The sequence below is a fragment of the Mogibacterium timidum ATCC 33093 genome (assembly GCF_000525775.1).
In the GTDB taxonomy this organism is placed as follows: Bacteria; Bacillota; Clostridia; order Peptostreptococcales; family Anaerovoracaceae; genus Mogibacterium; species Mogibacterium timidum.
Genome location: NZ_JALU01000027.1, coordinates 1 through 20434, shown reverse-complemented (window position 1 = coordinate 20434; position 20434 = coordinate 1). Strand labels below are relative to the sequence as shown.

Sequence of the window (20434 nt, the reverse complement as noted above, 5' to 3'; positions counted from 1 at the left end):
AGCCCGCCGGACTGCGGGCTTTCGATTCATTATTTAACACTGTCACTCTTCGATATTCGCTTCGGCCTGTACATAACATCATGTATATTTGTAACCGTTGCAAACGCGTCCGGATCTGCACTTTTCAGGTATTTCATAATCTTGGCGTATTCGTTTCTGTTGACAATCACGTTGAGCTCCTTTATCTTCTCACCTGTAAATCCACCTGATGCCTCGTAGATGGTCACTCCGCTATGCAGCTCATTGAGTATGTACTCGCATATCTCCTCATACTTCTTGGACAATATACATATCTTGAGCTTAGTAGTCATGCCGAACACATAGTGGTCGATAATAATTCCCGTGATGTATGTACCCAATATACTCAGGACTCCGGTCTTAGGGTCATAAATAAATATCGCCGGCGCTGAGATGACTATTCCGACGACAGATGTCGCAACGCCAAAGTCAATGCTCAGGTATTTGTTTGCCATCTTATAGAGCACATCGAGTCCTCCGGACGAAGCATTTCTCACAACCATGAGCGCAATGCCCAGATCGCACAGGAACAGATAGCATATCATGTCCAGAAACTGATCATTCATCACCCCATGATAGTTCGGAGTGAAATACTCGAATACCATCATAACTACCGGAAGACCCACCGACGGGTATGCCGACTTGATGGTAAATTCACGGTCAACGAAGAACCACGAGATGACGAGGAGTACAACATTTAAAATCAGGATAAGCACTGATTTGGACAGAGGGATAAACTTGCCGATCAGAATCGCTACACCGGATACACTGGCAATTGCGAGATTGCTTGGGACCATAAAGAAATAGGTCGCAGCACCGCATATAATCGTACCAATAGTGATAACAATAAAATCTATAATACCGTTCTTGCTTATATTCATCTCTCTGTCTCTATCGCCTTCTCTAATTATTTCTCAATACGCGCATTCATCATCTGCTTAACAAATCGAAATCTATCCCGGGCTGCTCACCTTGCTTATCGCTGTCTATCCGCGCCTATTTAGACTTCCATTACTCAATCGTTCTCACGCTGCTCTCTCTGCTTATTGTTGTATATCCGCAGGCTCTTCAGTATTATCAATTTTCCTGATCTTGCTGCGAACAAATTCCATAAATATCTCCAGGTGAGGTTCAATCCACTTCTCACGTCGATACACTATCTGCGAGTACATCCTACATTTGAAGCTCTTATCCGCATCCAGTATTACAACCCTGCCCTGCTCGAGATCTCTGATAATAGAAGATTTCGGAACGAAGGATACGCAGTTGCTGCTTGCAACTATCTCGCTAATCGCTATAACCGAGCTGACCTCCATGATTGGCTCATACTCTATACCATTGTCCTTGCAGTAGTCGTCGAGGAACCTCGGATAGCTCACCTCCTGATCGGAAGTAATGAATCCGTTGCTGACAATATCCTGAATCGGTATATCCTTCCTCGATGCCAGCGGATTGTCAGGCGATGCTATAAAAATCATCTCCTCGGGATGATCTACGACAGTGTTGCAGTCCTTGTACACCATCTTACGATCTATGAACAGGGCAAAATCTATTTCGTTCTGCTTGAGCTTCTCATATACGTTGTCGAAGTAATCCGATGTCTTGAGCACGAGCTTAATCTGAGGATATGTCTCGCTGAATTCCCTTAACAATGTTGGGAAATAAGCGTTTGCCATCGAAGATGTTGTTCCTATTCTGATTGTCCCATGCAGCTCATCATCCAGCTTCATGAACTTGCGAGCCTGCTCGTTAACCTTGAGCACCTGCTGTGCATAAGGCAGAAAACGCTCTCCACTTGAAGTGAGCTGAATTCCCTTCCCCATTCTGTCAAAAAGTCTCGTGCCCAGCTCATCCTCGAGCTGCTTGATTTGAACAGTTACCGCTGCCTGCGAATATCCCAACACATTTGCGGTGCGAGAGAAGCTGCCGAGTTCTGCGGCTTTTATAAAAGTTATTATAGTTTTAGATTCCATGAGGCGTATTTCCCCTATAAAAAGGTGTAGGCGAGACATACGTCCCACCCCACACCATTATGCTTTTAATAACAACTTGCTTAAACGCAATTATTTCAGCGTTTAATTGCAAATGTGACAGCTTACTTGTAAGACTCGATCATAGCCTTGAATGCAGGCAGCGATCTCTTGATCATATCATTGCTTACGCAGTACGAAAGTCTGAAATAGCCGGGGCAAGCAAATCCGTCTCCGGGAACTACGAGCAGGTTGTGATCCAGCTTAGCCTTTTCAGAATATGCAACGGCATCACCGTTTGGAGCCTTTACGAAGAGATAGAAAGCACCGTCCGGCTTAGCGCACTCATATCCGTACTCTCTGAGAGTGTTGTAGAGAAGATTTCTGTTCTCATCGTAGGCAGCCAGGTCAGGCATCTCACCAACGCACTCGCCGATAACCTTCTGAATCAGAGTCGGAGGGCATACAGATCCGATCTCGCGAGCAGCACCGGCAACCGTATCATATAGCGCCTTAGCATCCGCGCACTTCTCAGGAACATACACATATCCGATTCTTTCTCCGGGCAGAGACAGCGACTTGGACCATGAGTAGCATACAATCGTGTTGTCATATACTGTCGGGATAAATGTAACCTTAACTCCATCATATACGAGCTCTCTGTACGGTTCGTCTGCAATGATATAGATCGGGTGTCCGTACTCCTTGCTCTTTCTATCGAGCAGCTCAGCAATTGCCTTGAGAGTTCCCTCTGTATATACAACTCCTGACGGGTTGTTAGGGGAGTTGATTACAACAGCTACGGAATGCTCGTTGATAGTCTTCTCGAGTGCATCCATATCAATCTGGAAGTGAACTGTATCAGCGGGTACGACAGTCAGCTTAGCACCTGCACAGGTAAAGAATACGTTGTACTCAGGGAAGAATGGTGCGATTGCCACAAACTCATCTTCAGGGGATGTTGTGAGTGCGTGAGCAACAGATACCAGTGCCGGAGCGCATCCACATGTCATGAACAGCTCGTTAGCCTTTGCGTTTACGCCAAATCTCTCGTTGAGGTTGTCAGCGATTGCCTGACGTACGTTCTCGAATCCGGGAGCCATCGAATAACCGTGAAGCTGGATTGAATCCTCTGTGTCAACAAGTTTCTTGATTGTCTCGTTAACCTTAGCCGGCGCCGGAATGCTTGGATTACCCAGTGAGTAGTCGTACACGTTCTCTTTACCCACTACCTTAGCCTGCTGCAATCCATATGCAAACAGTTCTCTGATAACTGATGGGGCTGTTCCTAAGCCATGATATTTTTCGTTAACCATGATTAACTCCTTTCCGTTACGAATAGCCATATACGATTAATATCTTTTATACCCTGCATTATATCATATACATTCTGACATAATAGTATCAATCAATATAATTTAAAGTAAACCTATGGTTTAATATTTATGATATTTGCTCCCTACCCGCGTACCTGTTACAATTACCGCATAGGAACACTAATTTATATGCGGATGTACACAGCGCGTATTCGTTGCTAACTAAAATACAAAATAATCGCTGTGTGTTGAGGTGCGTCGATGCTGTTATCTAAACTCGGGGAACTAATATCTGAATATCAACCGGCATGTACGGTGCTCGTCATCATCGGCTTTGTCGCTGTAACGTATATGTGCGGTATCAATCCTGATAAGCTCAAATGTATTCTGGAGCGATCCACTCATGAGGTATGTGGAAATTCAAGCCGTGCTGACGTACCACCCGCCGACTTTCCGAGTTTTACCCATATCAAGCATGTCGCTGCCCCTGCCTCAAAGTCATACCTGCACAGAGAGATTATTGCTGCCTCCCTTGCGGGGCATGAATTGCAGCTCGATATCACGGATTTATCCGACGATATACTTGCAACCTATGAGGCTATGGTCAAGCTTCCCAATCAGCCGCCCCGGAAGAACAACGTAATTAACAGGAACGCCGGCACTCCGGAGCGATTCGATATCCCGTCCACTGCCGGGCATAACGGCGTAGTTAACAGGAAAGGTGAATCTGAAAGGAGCGGCGGTTCTATGTGCAGCCGGCTGATCATAGATTGCAAGGAAAGCGGGACTACCCTCCGATTTCTCCTACCTGTAGTTGCGTCACTGGGAGTCGATGCTGAATTTAAGCTGCACGGCAGACTAAGTGATCGTCCAATCTCTGAGCTCAACGAGCAGCTGGAGCTGCACGGGATGAAAATTACTAGAGATACACCCGATTCACTCCGGATTTCCGGCAGGCTCCCCAATCAAAGGCTGCAGTCCGGCGAGTTTACCTTTGATAGTCCCCAATCCTCGCAGTTCATAAGCGGATTATTGTTCGCACTACCTCTACTCGAATCAGATAGCGTCATTCGAATTCGCGGGAGGTTTGAGTCAAAGGCATATGTGAGGATGACGCTTTCCGTGCTGCGCAGATACGGTATCGATATCAGGTGTACTTCTGCTTCTGACGAGTGGATCTATACAATTCCGGGTAATCAGCGCTATGTCGGAAAGGTCGGCACAGTAAATGCCCTTGAAATTGAAGGCGACTGGTCAAACGCTGCAGTGCTGCTGGCTATTGGCGCCCTATCCGGCGAGCAGTTACGAGTAACCAACCTGCCGCTCCGGTCGGAGCAGGGCGATAGGCGGATTTTGGATTTGCTGAAGGAATTCGGCATCAAGCTCAGGTGCTATCCTGATGCAATCAGCACGCTAAATGGAACTGTGGACATATATCCGTCAGAGGGATTTAAGTCTATCGATGCCATTGATGCTTCGGATTGTCCGGATCTAGTCCCTATTATAGCTCTGCTTGCAACACAAGCTCGCGGCAGAACGCAGATATATGGCGCAAAGCGGGCGAGACTAAAGGAAAGCGACAGGCTGTCCGGCACATGTGCAGTCCTCACGGAGCTTGGAGCTGATATATCGGAGACGTCAGACGGACTTGTAATAATGGGGACAGGAATTCTCAGCGGAAGCTACGTCGGAGACGGATACGGCGACCACAGGATTATAATGATGCTTGCGGCGGCTTCCCTGGTGAGCGAGCAGCCTGTCAGAATTCACGGCTGCCGAGCAGTAGCTAAGTCGTATCCCGATTTCTTTAAGGTGTTGGGACGGCTCGGTTTCACTACAAAAGTATTGTCGGACGATGACTGACATATATTATTAATATATAAAGTAATATATAAAGGAGAGCTTATGTCTGTTTTACGAGGTGAAAAGCTAACATTATCTATATTCGGCACATCACACGGTACGTCGATTGGCATGATTCTCGACGGTTTGCCACCCGGCATCCGGATTGGTGAAGAAGCTCTGGCGACCTTCATGACGCGCAGAGCACCCGGCCAAAGCAATTTATCGACAGCGCGCAAGGAGCCGGATCACCCTGAATTCATCAGCGGGATCAAGGACGGCATGACAACCGGAGAACAGATCAAAGCAATTATATACAACACGGACGTCAAATCCTCCGACTACTCCGCGCTGGCTCGCACACCCCGGCCCGGTCATGCCGACTATACAGCTCACGTCAAATACAAGGGTCACGAGGACTCGCGCGGCGGTGGCGCATTTTCGGGACGCATGACAGCGCCTCTCTGCATCGCGGGAGGAATTTGCAAGCAGATACTGGAATCCGAGGGCATTGCTGTAAGCGCTTCCATTCACGACATTCATGGAAATTCTTCAGAGCCTCTGTCCGAAATTGTCAAGGCGCAGGCGCTCCGAGATTCCGTCGGCGGCACAGTGATCTGTACAGTAAGCGGATTGGCCGCGGGCTATGGCGGACCTCTTTTTGAGGGGCTTGAAGGAAGGCTTTCACAGGCGATTTTCGGAATACCTGCCGTAAAGGGCATTGAATTTGGCGCCGGATTTGGCGCAGCTGAAATGTACGGCAGCGAAAACAATGACGAGTTTTATTACGATGCAAAGGGAAATGTGCGCACACGAACCAATAACTGCGGAGGAATACTCGGCGGTATCAGCGACGGTATGGATATTGAATTCAGAGTCGCTATCAAGCCAACCCCTTCTATTGCAAGGGTTCAGCGCACCATAATATATGACAGCAGGGAAGAAACTGAAATCGAGGTTCATGGCAGGCATGATCCGTGTATCGTTCCGAGGGCACTTCCATGTATAGAGGCTGCAACCGCAATTGTGCTGGTCGATGTAATGCTATCACAGCAGCCAGGGGAATCGGCAGATATTAAGAGCGAATACGTGCAAATTGAGAATAGCGATAAGGACGCTTCGACTGCCGGCCAAGCAATCGCGCGGTACGGTAAGGCTTGCTACTCTATCAATAGCGATAAGGACGCTTCGACTGCCGGCCAAGCTGCATCCACTGCGCCGGATGAGCAGCTTGATGGCATGTTGAACAGCGGTGACTCCGGTGTTCAGCACATATCGGATTGCAGATCCGAAATAGATGCCATCGATTCTCAGCTGCTGCCACTAATCGAACAGCGCCTTAGAGTTGCAGAAGCCGTCGCGATATACAAGCAGGAGCACAACCTTGAGATTGTTGATCAACCTAGGGAGGACTCGTTGCTCTCAAAGCTGCAGTCACGTTCCAGCCGTGATTTGGCGGATTTAAATAAAGATATATTTAAAGCTATAATAAACGCAAGCTGTAAGCACCAGAAAGATTTCATTACGAGGAAATGAGCAGACTCATTCATCTCGAAGACGTCTCAGTGCAGCCCGTATTACCTGCTTCGCATATCGCTCATCGACGTTATCCACACCGTTCACGATTGCATCTACCATCGAATTTGCAGCAGCAGCCGACTCCTTGTCGGTGGTTCCGGACAATAGCACCTTCTTGGATACTGCCATAAGGAATTTATCGAGCCCCTTCACTTCTCCGGGAACATAACGTCCGGGGCAAAAGTACAGCAGCGTATTCTGCATATTCACGCCATCCTTAAAGTTGATCTCGCATATCTGCTGATAGTTCGCCGGATTATACTCCGAAATTCCGGTTACAAACAGGATAAGCTTATCTTCACACCCTACAATCTGCTTCCTGAACTTATCGAAGCCCACTATACCGCTGCCCCTGAGCCAGCCTCCAAATATCACGACATCGAATCGGTCGAGTGACCCGTAATCAAAGTTAATCAGCGGGACAGCAGTGCAATCGAGCTCCGAAGCTATCCATTCTGCGTACTGCTTAGTCGAACCGCGTTTAGAATTGTATATCACTATGGCTTTTTTACCCACAATATCTCTCCAAATACGAAACTGTTGTTAATCTTATCTTTATTTCAAACATATCTTTTTTACCCGCAATATCTCCCTAAGTACACTAATATTTTACATTTTCCTTACCCAGCAGCTGCTCAAGCTCAATCAGAAGGTTTTCATCGATTGAAACTCCGTTTGCCGAACGCATAGGCTTCTGCCCGGGCAGATATATCAGCATCACTATCCGCCCTCTATGCGCAGATGCCGATCCGAGGATTCTCTGCTGAATCTCGTCCGCACCAAGCTGTTCGACCAGCTCGTTGCTTACCCTAAGCTTAAGGTAGCGTTCATCGCTATGTAGCTTCAATTTATCGGATTTACTATAGTTAGCAGCTGTTCCGGGGAATGAGTCAGCTCGTGCAGGTCCTCTGCCGTCCGCAAGCTCGTCAGCCGAATTGCGATTTCCATATGAGCTGCTGCGTGAATATCTTCTCATGCCGGAGCGCTCATTTCCGTAACCCTGTTCCTCAAACTCACTGATACGCTCAATCTCCGTAACTCTGTTGACAAGAATCTCAGGATCTGAATCCTCCTTAAAGCTGAGCGTTCCCTTGATTGCGACGATTGCATCATTTGCGAGGATGTACTTCGTCTTAGCATAATCTCTGGGGAATACAATTGCCGTAATCACACCATAATAATCTTCAATGGTGAGTCGCGCCATCTCCTGATTGGATTTTGTGACCATTCGCCTCAAGTTTCCAACCAAGCCCGCCATGATGACGCTGTCACCATCACGGAATTTCCCATTATTGCTGCCGCTATCCACTGCAAATTCGGCAGCTTCTTCATCTCTGCCATTCGTATTCGAATCAAATATCTCACCTGTATTCGCGGTAATATTCTTCCCAATCAGCTCGCGGTACTTGTCGAGAGGATGGCCGGACAGATAAACACCCATCATTTCCTTTTCCATAGCCAATAGATGCGCCATGTCAAAATTCTGAATATCCGGCAGCTCCGGAGCAGTCTTGACATCCTCCATCAGGTCAGAATCCAATTGGAACAGAGATATCTGATCCTTTGAAAGCTTACGTGCACTGCTCTGTGCAGCTCCGACGGCATCGTCACTGATTGCGAGAAGCGCCGCTCTATTCGGAGTAAACTCATCCATAGCGCCCGCTTTAATAAGGCACTCGACAGCCTTCTTGTTGAGCTCCGAGGGATCTATCGACTTGATGAAGTCGTACAAATTATCTATATTGCACCCCCGTCTGCCCTCGACGATAGCATCTACAATTCCTGTACCTACGTTCTTGATAGCCAATAGACCAAATCTAATCTTGCCATCCTTCGCAGTGAACTTGCGCCTGCTGTGCAGCACGGAAGGTGGCAGCACCTCTATTCCCAGCTCCTTGCAATTCCTAATGTATGCAGCGATGTGCCTTGGCTCTCCCATAACGCTGGACATCAGCGCGGCCATGAACTCTACAGGGTAGTGCGCTTTCAGATATGCGGTCTCATATGAAATGACAGCATACGCGGCAGCGTGCGATTTGTTAAACGCATATTCCGCAAAGCTAACCATGTCGTCAAATATCGCTTCAGCAGCCTTCTCAGGAATTCCGTTAGCGATGCACCCCCTGATTGCAGGTGTTCCATCTGAATCGTCTTTTCCGTGTATAAAATATTTCTTCTCCTCAAGCATGACGCTCATCTTTTTCTTGGACATTGCACGGCGCACAAGGTCCGAGCGTCCATAAGAATATCCGCCGAGGTCACGCACAATCTGCATTACCTGCTCCTGATACACCATGCAGCCGTATGTAACATTGAGGATTGGCTCCAGATGAAGATCAACATATTTGACATGGTCGGGATTCTTCTTATTATCTATATACTTCGGAATCGAATCCATAGGCCCCGGCCTGTACAGCGAGATTCCGGCTACTATATCTTCGAAGCACGAAGGGCTTAAATTCTTCATAAATTCGGTCATCCCGGTGCTCTCGAGCTGAAAGATTCCCTGAGTGTTGCCCTTGGCAATCATGTCATATACAGCAGGATCGTCATAATCCATCTTGCCGAAATCAATCTCTACGTCATGATTTTCCTTTATCAGCTGCAGAGCCTCGTTGATCATAGTGAGATTTCTGAGACCCAAAAAGTCCATTTTAAGCAAGCCCAGCTCTTCGATTGTAGTCATGTTGAACTGAGTTGCCAGCCCCTTGTCCGACATATACAGAGGTACATATTCGTCCAACGGCATCTTGCTGATCACGATACCTGCAGCGTGTGTAGAGGAATGACGAGGCATGCCCTCAACAGCCATCGACATATCAAGGATGTTTTTAACCAGCGGTTCAGTCTCATAGCGAGTGCGCAGGTCGCGATTTATATCCAGTGCCTTGCTGATAGTTATTCCCAATTCATTCGGGATAGCCTTGGCAATCGCATCCGCCTCTGCATAGCTGGCGTTGAGCACCCTCCCGACATCTCTGACTGCAGCCTTGGCTTTGAGCGTTCCAAAGGTTATAATCTGCGACACCTTGTCCTTCCCATATTTGCGTACAACGTAATCGATGACCTCCTGCCTGCGGTCGATACAGAAATCGACGTCGATATCCGGCATGCTGACACGCTCAGGATTTAGGAATCTCTCAAAAATCAAATTATATTTAATCGGATCTATCTCGGTAATCGCCAGGCTGTACGCCACGATACTTCCCGCCGCAGAGCCTCTGCCCGGACCAACCGGGATTCCGTTGCTCTTGGCATAGTGGATAAAGTCCCACACAATCAGAAAGTACTCGACATAGCCCATCGACTCGATCACCGACAGCTCGCCCTCAAGCCTTTCGCGATAAAAATTGCCATCTTCAAGCGCTTCACTGCCGTAACGACGTTCGAGGCCCTGATAGCAGAGCTGCCTGAGATATTCACGATTGGTTAATCCACCCGGTGAGATGAACTCCGGCAGATGGTAGTTCCCGAATTCAAACTCCACATTGCAGCGTTCCGCAACCCTGTGCGTATTCTCGATAGCCTCCGGTAAATCGGGAAACAGCGAGAACATCTCCGACTCATCCTTCAGATAGAACTCGTCATTTGCAAAGCGCATGCGATTTTCATCGTCCACGGTTGTTCCCGTTTGGATAGCAAGCAGTACATCGTGCGCCTTGGCATCGCTCCGCTTTATATAGTGCGCATCATTTGTAGCGACCAGCGGTGCACCAATTTCCTTAGCAAGCCTGACAAGCCCCTCAGTTACCGCCTTGTCCTCATCAAGAAAATGGTTCTGTATCTCCAGAAAGAAATTGTCCTTTCCGAATATCTCCTGTAGTTCAATTGCCTCCGCCTCAGCTCCGGAGTAGTCACCGCCCAGAATTTTCCGAGGAATTGCTCCTGCAAGACACGCAGACAGGCAGATGATTCCTTCGCTGTGTTCGCGCAATACTTCCTTATCAACCCTTGGCTTAAAATAGAACCCCTCCGTGAAACCGATTGAAACAATCTTGGTAAGATTCTTGTATCCGGTCATGTTCTCAGCTAACAGGATCAAGTGGAACATACCCCTGTCACGCTCCGGATCCTTGTCAAATCTAGTGCGTGCAGCCACGTAGACCTCACATCCGATGATAGGCTTAATACCGGCCTTCTTGCACGACTTATAGAAATCAACAATTCCGAACATGACACCGTGATCCGTAATAGCCAGAGAATCCATTCCCAGGCTTTTGACGTATTCGGGCGCTTCGCTGATCCTGGACATTCCGTCCAGCAGACTGTATTCAGAGTGAACGTGTAAGTGCGTAAATGCCATCTCTACCTCATTCTGTTAATTTAACCATGATATATAACGGGAAATTAAAATTTTTTCTCTAATTCGATTGGTAAATTGTATCACATCAGGGCTATAAAAAGCTAAATATAAATCACTTGATAAATCTTTTAACAATAACTACATATTATCTTTATATTATTGACAAACATATATCAAAGTACTATAATCAGAACATAGACAGACGATCGGGAGTCTGTTTGGAATTATCTTTTTACATCGTTTTTAGACGTATGGAGGTTATTATGTTAATTGTATTAAAAGGACTTTGCGTAATCGGAATGGTTCTCTGTATTGCGCTGACAGCAATGAAGATTAAATCTAATCTTGCAACAGAAGAAGGCAAGGCTGAATGGGCAGAGCAGAAGAGATTTGCTCCTTGGAACGCTATGGTAGGTCTTGTTGCCAACTTCTTTGATACTCTGGGTATCGGCTCGTATGCTACATCCTGCGCACTGTTCAAGATCAGAGGTTCCATCAAAGATATTTATATTCCGGGAACTCTGAATGTCGGAGATACTCTCCCTGTACTTTTGGAGGCATTCCTGTTCTTCGGATTCGTTGAGGTTGACACTCTTACACTTATTTCCATGCTGGTCGCAGCTGTACTCGGTGCATTCGTGGGAGCCGGATTCGTTACAAAGTGGGATCAGCACAAGGTTCGTATCGGAATGTGCATCGGTCTTCTGATTCTCGGCACTGTGATGGCGTGCAAGACTGCTCAGATTGGACCTTTCGGTCTCGTTGGAACTGCAACTGCTCTGCACGGGGTAAAGTTGGTCGTGGCTGTAGTAATTAACTTCTTCCTCGGTGCTCTCATGAACATCGGTGTAGGACTCTATGCTCCTTGCTTGGCGCTCGTATCCGTACTCGGAATGAACGTCGGAGCTGCGTTCCCAATCATGATGGGCTCTTGCGCATACCTGATGGCGTTTGGTAACGGTCCTAAGTTCATCAAGGAAAACAGATTCGACATGGTTTGCACGCTATGCCAGATGGTAGGTGGAGTTATCGGTGTTTGCATCGCTTACTTCCTCGTAAAGAGCTTGCCGCTTGATATCCTGATGAAAATTGTCATTGTGGTTGTATTCTTCACAGCATTCATGTTTGGTAAGGACGCTGTTGCAGACAACAAGAAGAAGAATGCTTAATCGCATTGTTTGATTCAACGTTCAAAAAGGTCTCCTGACGGAGACCTTTTTTAATTTTCGTATTCAGTTACTGTCTAAACTCAAGCACCTTTTCTATGATTGGCTTTATTGTCTCTATCTCTACACCATCATATCCAACCTTGAACCTATCTCTAGCGGCCGATATTTCTTCCTTTGAGAGCGGTGTAAATATCCTATCACCCATCGCCTTGAGTGCCAGCCTATCTGCGCTCTTACATCCGCTAGGATCATATCTGCCGGGAAGCAGATGGAAGCATCCTTCAGGAAGCTGCTTGCATCCATTGAGGCTTTTTACGTATGCGGTATACTCATCTGACGGCTTGATGATGCCTGTGGCAAAGACGATCAAATTGTTGTTCTCTATTCCGAAGTTAACAAGATTCGCTCGCAGCATATTGTAGCGCGTAATCTCCCCGCCTCTTATCCAGCTTCCGAATATTATATTCTGATACATCGATGCATACCCGAGCTTTCCCCTCGAATACTTCATAACATCGCAGTCTAACGCCTTAGATATCCATTCTGCGTACTGTTCGGTAGCTCCGTTGCTCGAATTGTATATCAGTATTGTGTCAGAGCCTTCCGATTCTACAGCTCTGCGCTTCGCCGCCTGTCTGTTTGGATTTCTCATGTATCCCACACCTCTTATGTTATCTACAAAATGAGGGATGCCGGAATTATCCGTCATCCCTCATACGTATTATAGCATAATCGCATACACCAGGTTGCGATTTATCTATTTTTTAATTCTTTTTCCTTCATGCGGATCTTAAGAATCATCAGAGCCTTCTTAACATCGTCTGCAGTCATGTTATTCTCACCCACAATGTTCGATTCAATACCCTCCGGGTTCTTGTTGATGTCTACGATATTGTTCTGTAAATATTCATTCTCTACCACAAACGTAGCCACGGTTCCGCTGAAGTTGAGTCCGGACATCGGGATGCCCATCTCTCCAAGCTCTTCCACGCAGTTTGTATAGTCTACATCACTGTTACCCCAACCGTCAGAGGTAACGATAACGCCATCTGCACGCATACCCTGCGCCATTACAGCTGCACGCTTGCTGTTTCTGAGCTTTTCCTTGTTATCATCGGATGTACCGAACAGGAGCACTCCCATCAGGTCAATTCCCGAATCTGCACCAACGATCTCTACCAGTGGATCTCTGAAGTGGTGCAAGCTTGTTTCTTTAGTCGAAGGACCAATTCCCATATCAGCACCTCCCTATTGCATCGAACGAATAGCGCCGTCTCTGTACTCGTTTGGAGTCAAGAACACAGGCATATTGTTCATCTCTATTATAGAACGTCCGCCGTGAGCACCTGATGGCTCATCCGGGAACAAATATGTGTCGTACATAGCACCCTGACCGGCGACCTGTCTGATTATCAGCACTTTCTTCTGTCCGGGTCTAACAACATCATGATACTCATGACGCTCTGTAGCTTTGTTACCGTCAAACTTCTTCATCTGCTCTCTATAAGTCTGAATGAAGTCATCACAAGCCTGATGCCCCTGTAGGCATCCGTATCTCTCCTGACCCATCTCCTTCTTAAAGGTTACATCAAAAGAAATGATATAATCGTCCTCTCCCGGTGTTCCGGCTCTACCGAGCACCAGTTGTTCACTGAGTTTTCCTTCCGAAGATCCAAACTCGTGAGTTTGCTTGCCCTCAGTATCAACACCGGTAAGCATCACATACACTCCTGTGATAGTATGCGTTATTCCTTCTCCGCACTTTCCCAGAACCTTTGCCGAGATAGGAATAATATCCATGATGGTATTAGTCCATCTATCATGATCTCCCGGCTTTATAATCTGAATACCAATGTTGTCGATAGCATCATATTTCTCCAGAAGGGATGGAATAATTTCCTCAGATACGACCATCTCGCCATTGTACGCTACATGGTTGTGCTCACCCATCTCAACGCTATTCATATGAAATGCCTTGATGACAAGTCTTCTCAAATCAATTTCCTGTACACTCATTTGCATACCTCAATACTTTAACTTCCAGTAATTACTATACTTAAATAATTGCTACATCATCCGATCATCCTTATATGATTAGGTGGCAAATGTGTTAAGAATTTCTCGAATGTTTTTTTGAAAAAAGGGGCAGATATACATCTGCCCCGTCTTCGTTTCCGATGTCCTATTAAGTTCTAGAACTAGATTACAGCGTGATACTCGAAAGGCAGTGGAACAATCTTTCCCGGAGTCTCGATTGTCTCGAGAAGCTCAAGCGTTGCCTTTACGATTGCCTTCTGCATCACTACGTCATGTGGAGCACCTGCATTAGCACCCATAGGTACGATTGGAGCTGCCGCACGCGGAGATCCTGCCTGTCTTACAACAGGTGGAAGCGCTGCAATGATAACAGTAGGAATTCCTGCTTCCTCAATTGCTCTCTGCACGATTGTTGCAGAGCGGTGGCAGGTTCCTCATCCGGCTGTAAGGATTGCAGCGTCAACGCCTTCATCCTTGAGCATCTGAGCGATCTGTGGACCGGTTTCGTTAGTGAATTTCTCGATGTTTCCACCACCACCCATGAATCCGGCATGTGTAGGAGCTGTTGCCTTGATGAATCCCTCATCTCTCAGCTCGTGGAGTCTGTCGATTGGGAACATGCAGTTGATGTCCTTGTTAACATCAGAGTTGTCATATCCACCATGTGTTACCATTAGCTCGCTTGATGGAATATCATCCGGAACCTTTCTCCAAGTGAAGTCTCCAGCGAGGTTGAATCTCTTATCTGTCTTTACGTGTACACCTGCAGCAGTAGCAAGAGCAACTGTCATCTCTTTGAGTGGCTTTGTTACTGGTGTAAATACTGACTTAGGTGTAATAGGAACAAATATTTCAGATTGTAAGCCTTTTACAACTGTCATACTCATTTGTCTTTTCCTCCTTAGTTTATTTGTGCTTTTCAGCATATTCAGCACGACGTCTATTTAGAATATCGATATTACTTACGTATTTCTCGTTGACCTCCGGTCCCTCCTGCTCTATGAAACTCATATTCCAGGCAACCGTCTGGCCTACTTCCAGTGGATAATCCGAGATAACCATCCTCATCGGCACCTTGAGTTCTCCCAATCGACCCTTGATGTCAACACAGATTCCTCCATCATGCACTTCTGTAATGATTCCCTCAACCTTGATTATCTTATCCCCATACTTCATCAGTAATATCTACCTTCCTAACTATAAACTAGTCGTACTTTTCCTTTCTCTTCTCACTGATAGGAAGCGACTGCTCGTTATCTACGAGTTCCATCTTCTTGCCAGTAACCTTCTCGATGAGCTCAACGTTGTTATTCTTAACATTTACGTTGTACTTTCTCTCCGGAGCCTTAATCTCTTCGCCGGCCATCTTAGCCTTCAGCATAGCAAGTCCACGGAGAGCATCCTCTGTGCAGAGAGTGTTGCAAGCAAGAACCTCGTTCTCGATTCCGGACATGGACTTGTTGTTGTCGATCATAGCATCGCAGAACTTGTTACCCGTTACAAGAGCACCCTGTACAGCGCAGAATGAGAATCCTACAACCGGAATTCCTCTCTTACCAATCTGCTCGATGTGGCTTGTGAAGTCAACATGGTTGTTTCCGAATCCTTCTGTCGTAACGAATGCACCGTCAACGCCCATGGACTCAACCATCTGACCGAGTCTTCTGGATACGTAGAACTTATCAGCGTTAGCCTGAGGTGATCCAACGAAGATTACACCAACTACGTCAACATCCGGGTCATGTACAGCCTCAAGAACCAGCGGCTCTCTCCAGTAGTGCCTTGACATCTCCTTGGAAGCAGGTCCGATGCATGTCAGAGCGTGGATACAACCATCGAGTACCTCAAGAGGGTTAGCCATAACCGGAACGTTACCGAGGTCAACGTTTGGCTTAGCTCCCAGTACACCTACAGGGTCGTTAGGGAATAGGAAGTTGTCGTGCATAGCACCCTGTCCCATGATCTCCTTAACGATAACGATCTTCTTCTTTCCCGGGTGTCTTGTCTGCTGAAGAATCTGCTCCTCAGCCGGTGCTACATCCTTAAGATCTCTCTTCATAGCTTCTCTGATCTCAGAAGTTACGTGATCTACTGCAGTGTGAACTGCTATAGGTCCCGGCCTCTCCATGTTCTTCTTGTTGTCGATAACTGCGTGAGCAACGATCATGATCTCACCCTTATCAACAGCACCGGGACGACCCCACATCATGTTCTCGTCGATGTATCCCTCGGAAGAGCCGAATTCACCGACCTGAACACCTTCTTCTGTGATACCGGTTACTACCATGACTACACCATCGAGAACCTTTGTAACGCCCTCGCCAAGTCCCATGTCGGAATCTTCCTTAGTAGCAATTGGCTGGATATCCATTACTGTCTCTGTGTACACGTGATAGTCATCCGGTGTGATCAGGCTAAGCTCCAGGGACTGAACCAATCTCTGAGCTTCTGCACCCTCTGTTGCTGCGCTCTTGCGAACGTAGAGAGTGTCTCCCTCAATCTTAGTCTCATCTCCAAGAACAACCTTGTTGATCTTGTAGTGCTTTCTTGTCATCTCCCTTAAAACAGTCTCAGCATCCTCATCTACCGGAGCTGCGGTTGCAACTGCCGGCGCTGCTGCTACTGCTGTCTGAGCCGGAGCTACAACTCCGCCACCGAGTCCTGCAGGGAGCTCAATGTCGATGTTCTTGCCCTCTCCAATGTGCAGCTTGATTGTTCCTGCTGCGGAAGCTACAGGAGCTACTGCCGGAGCTGCGGCTACCGGAGCTGCCTCCGCCTCTGCTGCCGGAGCTTCTTCCTCTGCAGCCTCATCAGCATCGTACTTATCTACGATGTCCGGTGTAACTGGAGTTAAGGAATCAACAGTTTTAGTTAGTTTCGATCCGTTAAGTACCTGGCCCAGCTTGAGAGCTCCCTCGGTATTCAGCAGACCAGAATCAATTAGATCTGGGAAAATTGCTGGATCTTCGAAGTTAGCCGGCTCAAGAACAGTGCCTTCCTCTGCTCTGCAGCATAGTACCGCTGGGTCGTTCGCATGTTGTTTAGCTGTTTCAGCTGTGATTGACATATCGATCTTCCTCCTTAAAAATATTGCCTTTGCAAATGCAAAATTCTATATTTACTCCGATCGCGCCTCAAATGATCGGGCAAATGAGGCACTCGGATTAAATATCATTAGTTGCTCTCAACGTTATCCACTACGTCGAGATCCTGATCAACCTGCTTAGAAACTCTCAGAGTTCTGTACAACGGATGATCAACAGCCCTCATGACATGGTCTGTCTGGTGAAGAACCTTAAGTCCCATCTTAGGACCGGAGGCCATTACAGTGTTCGAGCAGTCGGAGCAGTTTCCTATGATGATGTACTCACACTTGTCCTTCTTGAATTGTAGGTTGTTAGCAACCTGTCCCGGACAGTTCCCCGGTCTCTCGCACTTTCTCGAGCCATTCTTCTGCTCTTGAGCCTGCTTGCAGTAACAATGCGAAACCTCCTTTGCATTGTACTTCTTGCAGAGCTCCTGCATTCTCTCATAATTACCACCGCATGCACATACCAGGATTCCCATGCTGGCTCCATGCAGATCCATGAACGGCATCGATACCAGGATAGCTCCGGTCGTCTTAGTGATAGGGGCATCCAGATCAGTGGACTTGCCTGTGAATGCACCACCCATTACGATCTCGCCGTACTCGCCGTCAATACCGCCGGCTCTCTCAATTAGAGAACGCACGCTTGTTCCAACCGGAACATCTATAAATACGTGAGCCTCAGAACCGCCGTTTAGCTTACCGCGAACGGTGAGGTTCTTGAGGAACGATGGCTTTCTCTCGTCTACAGCCTCAGCAACTCTTGCGCAAGTCTCGCTGTTGATTACAACCGAGTTTGCAGCAGACGGCAGCTGGCTTGGCTCCAGCTCTATTCCAAGACATTCTCTGACTACAGCTCTTTCTTCTCCCATCGGGTAGATATCCGGCAGAAGATGTCTCGAGATATTCGGTTCATCCTTAAGAAGTGCATCAAGGGTTTCAACAGCTTTGCGATTCTTCTTCTTGATAGCGAAGATAGCCTTGTCAGCTCCGGAAATCTCCATCACGAGCTTAACTCCGCGGATAACCTTCTCCGGCTCATCTTCTATCTGCTGAACGTTGTGCTTGAGTCCGGGCTCGCACTCAGAAGCATTAATAAGAACGTAACCGCCGTTCTCAAAATGTGTATCAATCTTAACTGCAGTTGGGAATCCGGCTCCGCCCATTCCTACAACTCCAGCAGCCTTAATCATCTCAAGAGGTGTTCCCTCCGGAATCTGAACATACTCGTCTTTCTGCTCTTCATCAGGCTTAATAACAATCATCTCGTCTGTTATTTCTTCTACAACGCCATATGCGCTTGAGAAGATATTTGCGCCGAGACCTGTTGGTTCCGCTATGAGGGTGCCCTTCTTAACTTTGTCACCAACTTTAACAATTGGTGCACATGGCTTACCTACATGCTGGCTCAACAAAATCTGCAAATTTTCCATGACACAGTCTCTCCTTAAAATTTTTGACTCTACAAATCATTAATGTGTATCGTTCGAAAAGCCGTGCAAATAAAGGGCTGCACAGTATTTTCTAGATTGATGATAACATAACAATTTATTTATTTCAATGATAATTGCCAGATTATCTATTGAGTTTTTCTATATATAATTCTATGACACTCTATGCACTTATCAGTAATTTTTTCAAGCATATTACATAATTTATTGGACAAATATTTTTTATGGATACGTGGGTTTACACATATTTTTTTCGATAAAACGTTCACAACATTTTTATAAAAACCGCCGCATGCCGTATATTCAAGCCTTTGTAAATCCAACGAGCTAACATGATGTATTTATTTCTTTAATAGGGGCTTGTTATATTATTGACTTTTAATATGCCCTGTTCTATAGTTTATTTAGGTGGCAATTATTTATTTCATAACTTGTTTGACCTAAGGAGGTACATGACAATGGCACTAACAGCTAAGATTGATTACAAAAAGTATACTGATCCTATCAGAACTATCGAAGCTCACACTGAAGGTGAGTACTGCAGAGTGGCTCTTGATTGCCCGGAGACAGAGGGTAATACAATGATCGAGAGAAAGCACTTCCTGGAAGAGCATTATGATTATTTAAGAACAGCTCTCATGTTTGAGCCTCGTGGTCACCACGACATGTTCGGTGCTTTCGTTGTAAAGCCTTGCAACAAAGAAGCTGATTTCGGCGTATTCTTCATGGATGGCGGCGGCTACCTCAACATGTGCGGCCACTGCACAATCGGTGCTGTAACTGCAATTCTTGAAGGCGGACTTATGGAGATGAAGGAGCCTCAAACCGAGGTTGTTCTTGAAGCCCCAGCCGGAATCATCAGAACAATTGCTGATGTTAAGGATGGAAAGGTTACCGGAGTAACTCTTACGAACGTTCCCGCATTCAGATATAAGAAGGATCTTCACGTTGAGTACGAAGGCAAGGATATTGTGTATGATATCTGCTTTGGCGGTTCGTTCTTCGCTCTTGTTGATACAGAGAAGAACTTCGGTATCAAGGTTGGTCCTGACACAGCAGGCTTCTTAACTAAGTTCTCAAGCTTCATGCTGCAGGAAGTTAACAAAACAGTTGAGATTCAGCACCCAGAGCTGGACATCACATCTGTTGACCTGGTTGAGAACTACTCAACCACAGATACTCCGGATGCCGACCTGCGCAACCTTGTAGTCTTCGGTGATCCTGCCGATCCTCAGCTGGACAGATCTCCATGCGGAACCGGTACATCTGCTAAGATGTCTCTGCTCCACGCACTAGGTGAGCTTCCGGTTGGTAAGGAATTCGTATATGAGTCATTCATAGGAACTAAGTTCTACGGCATGATTCAGAGCGAGACTAAGGTCGGAGAATTCGATGCGGTTGTTCCTCAGGTTAAGGGAGCAGCATACCTCTGCGGAGAAGCTACTTGGTTCATCGATCCGGACGATGCTCTGGGAAAGGGGTTCGTAGTACCTAAGTAATCGCGATTAAAAGAACTTCTTTAATAACAAGTCACAGGGAGGGGCTGACGTCGGTCGGCCTCTTCTTCTTTTTCGGCTTATAGGACAAAAAACGTGTTACAAAACCGCTATAGCCATTGAAATTTCAATGGCTATAGCGGTTTTATCTTTTTTGAAAGAAGAT

Annotated in this window: 16 protein-coding genes; 4 read left to right on the top strand and 12 right to left on the bottom strand. The window is 46.7% G+C overall.

The window, feature by feature from the left end; all coding sequences use genetic code 11:
• Positions 1-29 precede the first annotated feature (29 nt).
• The 3 genes from HMPREF0581_RS07340 to HMPREF0581_RS07330 all read right to left on the bottom strand — a co-directional run bounded on the left by HMPREF0581_RS07340 (position 30) and on the right by HMPREF0581_RS07330 (position 3304).
• Entirely contained in the window at positions 30-899 is an 870-nt protein-coding gene (locus tag HMPREF0581_RS07340; RefSeq protein ID WP_009643665.1) for a YitT family protein, read from the bottom strand.
• Positions 900-1061: 162 nt separating this feature from the next.
• Positions 1062-1991: a LysR family transcriptional regulator gene (locus HMPREF0581_RS07335; RefSeq protein WP_009643611.1), complete on the bottom strand. Its 930-nt coding sequence runs from the start codon at positions 1989-1991 to the stop codon at positions 1062-1064.
• A 122-nt stretch (positions 1992-2113) separates the two neighbouring features.
• Complete coding sequence (locus HMPREF0581_RS07330) at positions 2114-3304, bottom strand: pyridoxal phosphate-dependent aminotransferase (RefSeq protein ID WP_009643685.1); 1191 nt, start codon at positions 3302-3304, stop codon at positions 2114-2116.
• A gap of 261 nt (positions 3305-3565) precedes the next feature.
• On the opposite strand from HMPREF0581_RS07330, the gene HMPREF0581_RS07325 reads away from it, so the two are divergent.
• Both HMPREF0581_RS07325 and HMPREF0581_RS07320 read left to right on the top strand, forming a co-directional pair.
• The gene (locus HMPREF0581_RS07325) at positions 3566-5167 is read left to right on the top strand and encodes a 3-phosphoshikimate 1-carboxyvinyltransferase (protein WP_051426972.1); all 1602 of its coding nucleotides are present in this window, start codon (positions 3566-3568) and stop codon (positions 5165-5167) included.
• A gap of 42 nt (positions 5168-5209) precedes the next feature.
• Positions 5210-6682 carry a chorismate synthase gene (locus HMPREF0581_RS07320; protein ID WP_036381907.1) on the top strand — a complete coding sequence of 491 codons (1473 nt, stop codon included), beginning with the start codon at positions 5210-5212 and terminating at the stop codon, positions 6680-6682.
• A gap of 6 nt (positions 6683-6688) precedes the next feature.
• Here HMPREF0581_RS07320 and HMPREF0581_RS08405 read toward each other — a convergent pair whose 3' ends face one another.
• Positions 6689-7240, bottom strand: a complete 552-nt coding sequence (locus HMPREF0581_RS08405) for a flavodoxin domain protein (protein WP_009643609.1) — start codon at positions 7238-7240, stop codon at positions 6689-6691.
• A gap of 85 nt (positions 7241-7325) precedes the next feature.
• Positions 7326-11027 carry a DNA polymerase III subunit alpha gene (locus HMPREF0581_RS07310; protein WP_036381904.1) on the bottom strand — a complete coding sequence of 1234 codons (3702 nt, stop codon included), beginning with the start codon at positions 11025-11027 and terminating at the stop codon, positions 7326-7328.
• A gap of 263 nt (positions 11028-11290) precedes the next feature.
• Between HMPREF0581_RS07310 and HMPREF0581_RS07305 the strand changes: the two genes are divergently transcribed.
• Entirely contained in the window at positions 11291-12196 is a 906-nt protein-coding gene (locus HMPREF0581_RS07305; RefSeq protein WP_009643636.1) for a hypothetical protein, read from the top strand.
• A 67-nt stretch (positions 12197-12263) separates the two neighbouring features.
• On the opposite strand, the gene HMPREF0581_RS07300 is transcribed toward HMPREF0581_RS07305, so the two are convergent.
• From HMPREF0581_RS07300 to prdC, 7 genes are all read right to left on the bottom strand, one after another.
• Positions 12264-12848 carry a flavodoxin domain-containing protein gene (locus HMPREF0581_RS07300; RefSeq protein ID WP_169731152.1) on the bottom strand — a complete coding sequence of 195 codons (585 nt, stop codon included), beginning with the start codon at positions 12846-12848 and terminating at the stop codon, positions 12264-12266.
• A 101-nt stretch (positions 12849-12949) separates the two neighbouring features.
• Positions 12950-13432: a glycine/sarcosine/betaine reductase component B subunit gene (locus tag HMPREF0581_RS07295; RefSeq protein WP_009643626.1), complete on the bottom strand. Its 483-nt coding sequence runs from the start codon at positions 13430-13432 to the stop codon at positions 12950-12952.
• 12 nt (positions 13433-13444) lie between these two features.
• Positions 13445-14212, bottom strand: coding sequence for a proline reductase cluster protein PrdD (prdD, locus tag HMPREF0581_RS07290; RefSeq protein WP_009643631.1), 768 nt, complete (start codon positions 14210-14212; stop codon positions 13445-13447).
• A 182-nt stretch (positions 14213-14394) separates the two neighbouring features.
• On the bottom strand, positions 14395-15120 hold the full coding sequence (gene prdB, locus HMPREF0581_RS08635) for a D-proline reductase (dithiol) protein PrdB (protein WP_083844304.1): 726 nt from the start codon (positions 15118-15120) through the stop codon (positions 14395-14397).
• Between the two features lie 19 nt (positions 15121-15139).
• Positions 15140-15409 (bottom strand): CBO2463/CBO2479 domain-containing protein, encoded by a 270-nt coding sequence (locus HMPREF0581_RS07275; protein ID WP_009643625.1) that lies wholly within the window; start codon positions 15407-15409, stop codon positions 15140-15142.
• Positions 15410-15437: 28 nt separating this feature from the next.
• Positions 15438-17300 carry a D-proline reductase (dithiol) proprotein PrdA gene (prdA, locus tag HMPREF0581_RS07270; RefSeq protein ID WP_009643646.1) on the bottom strand — a complete coding sequence of 621 codons (1863 nt, stop codon included), beginning with the start codon at positions 17298-17300 and terminating at the stop codon, positions 15438-15440.
• Positions 17301-17407: 107 nt separating this feature from the next.
• The gene (gene prdC, locus HMPREF0581_RS07265; RefSeq protein WP_009643656.1) at positions 17408-18754 is read right to left on the bottom strand and encodes a proline reductase-associated electron transfer protein PrdC; all 1347 of its coding nucleotides are present in this window, start codon (positions 18752-18754) and stop codon (positions 17408-17410) included.
• Positions 18755-19230: 476 nt separating this feature from the next.
• On the opposite strand from prdC, the gene HMPREF0581_RS07260 reads away from it, so the two are divergent.
• Positions 19231-20271, top strand: a complete 1041-nt coding sequence (locus HMPREF0581_RS07260; protein WP_009643661.1) for a proline racemase family protein — start codon at positions 19231-19233, stop codon at positions 20269-20271.
• Positions 20272-20434: the final 163 nt, after the last annotated feature.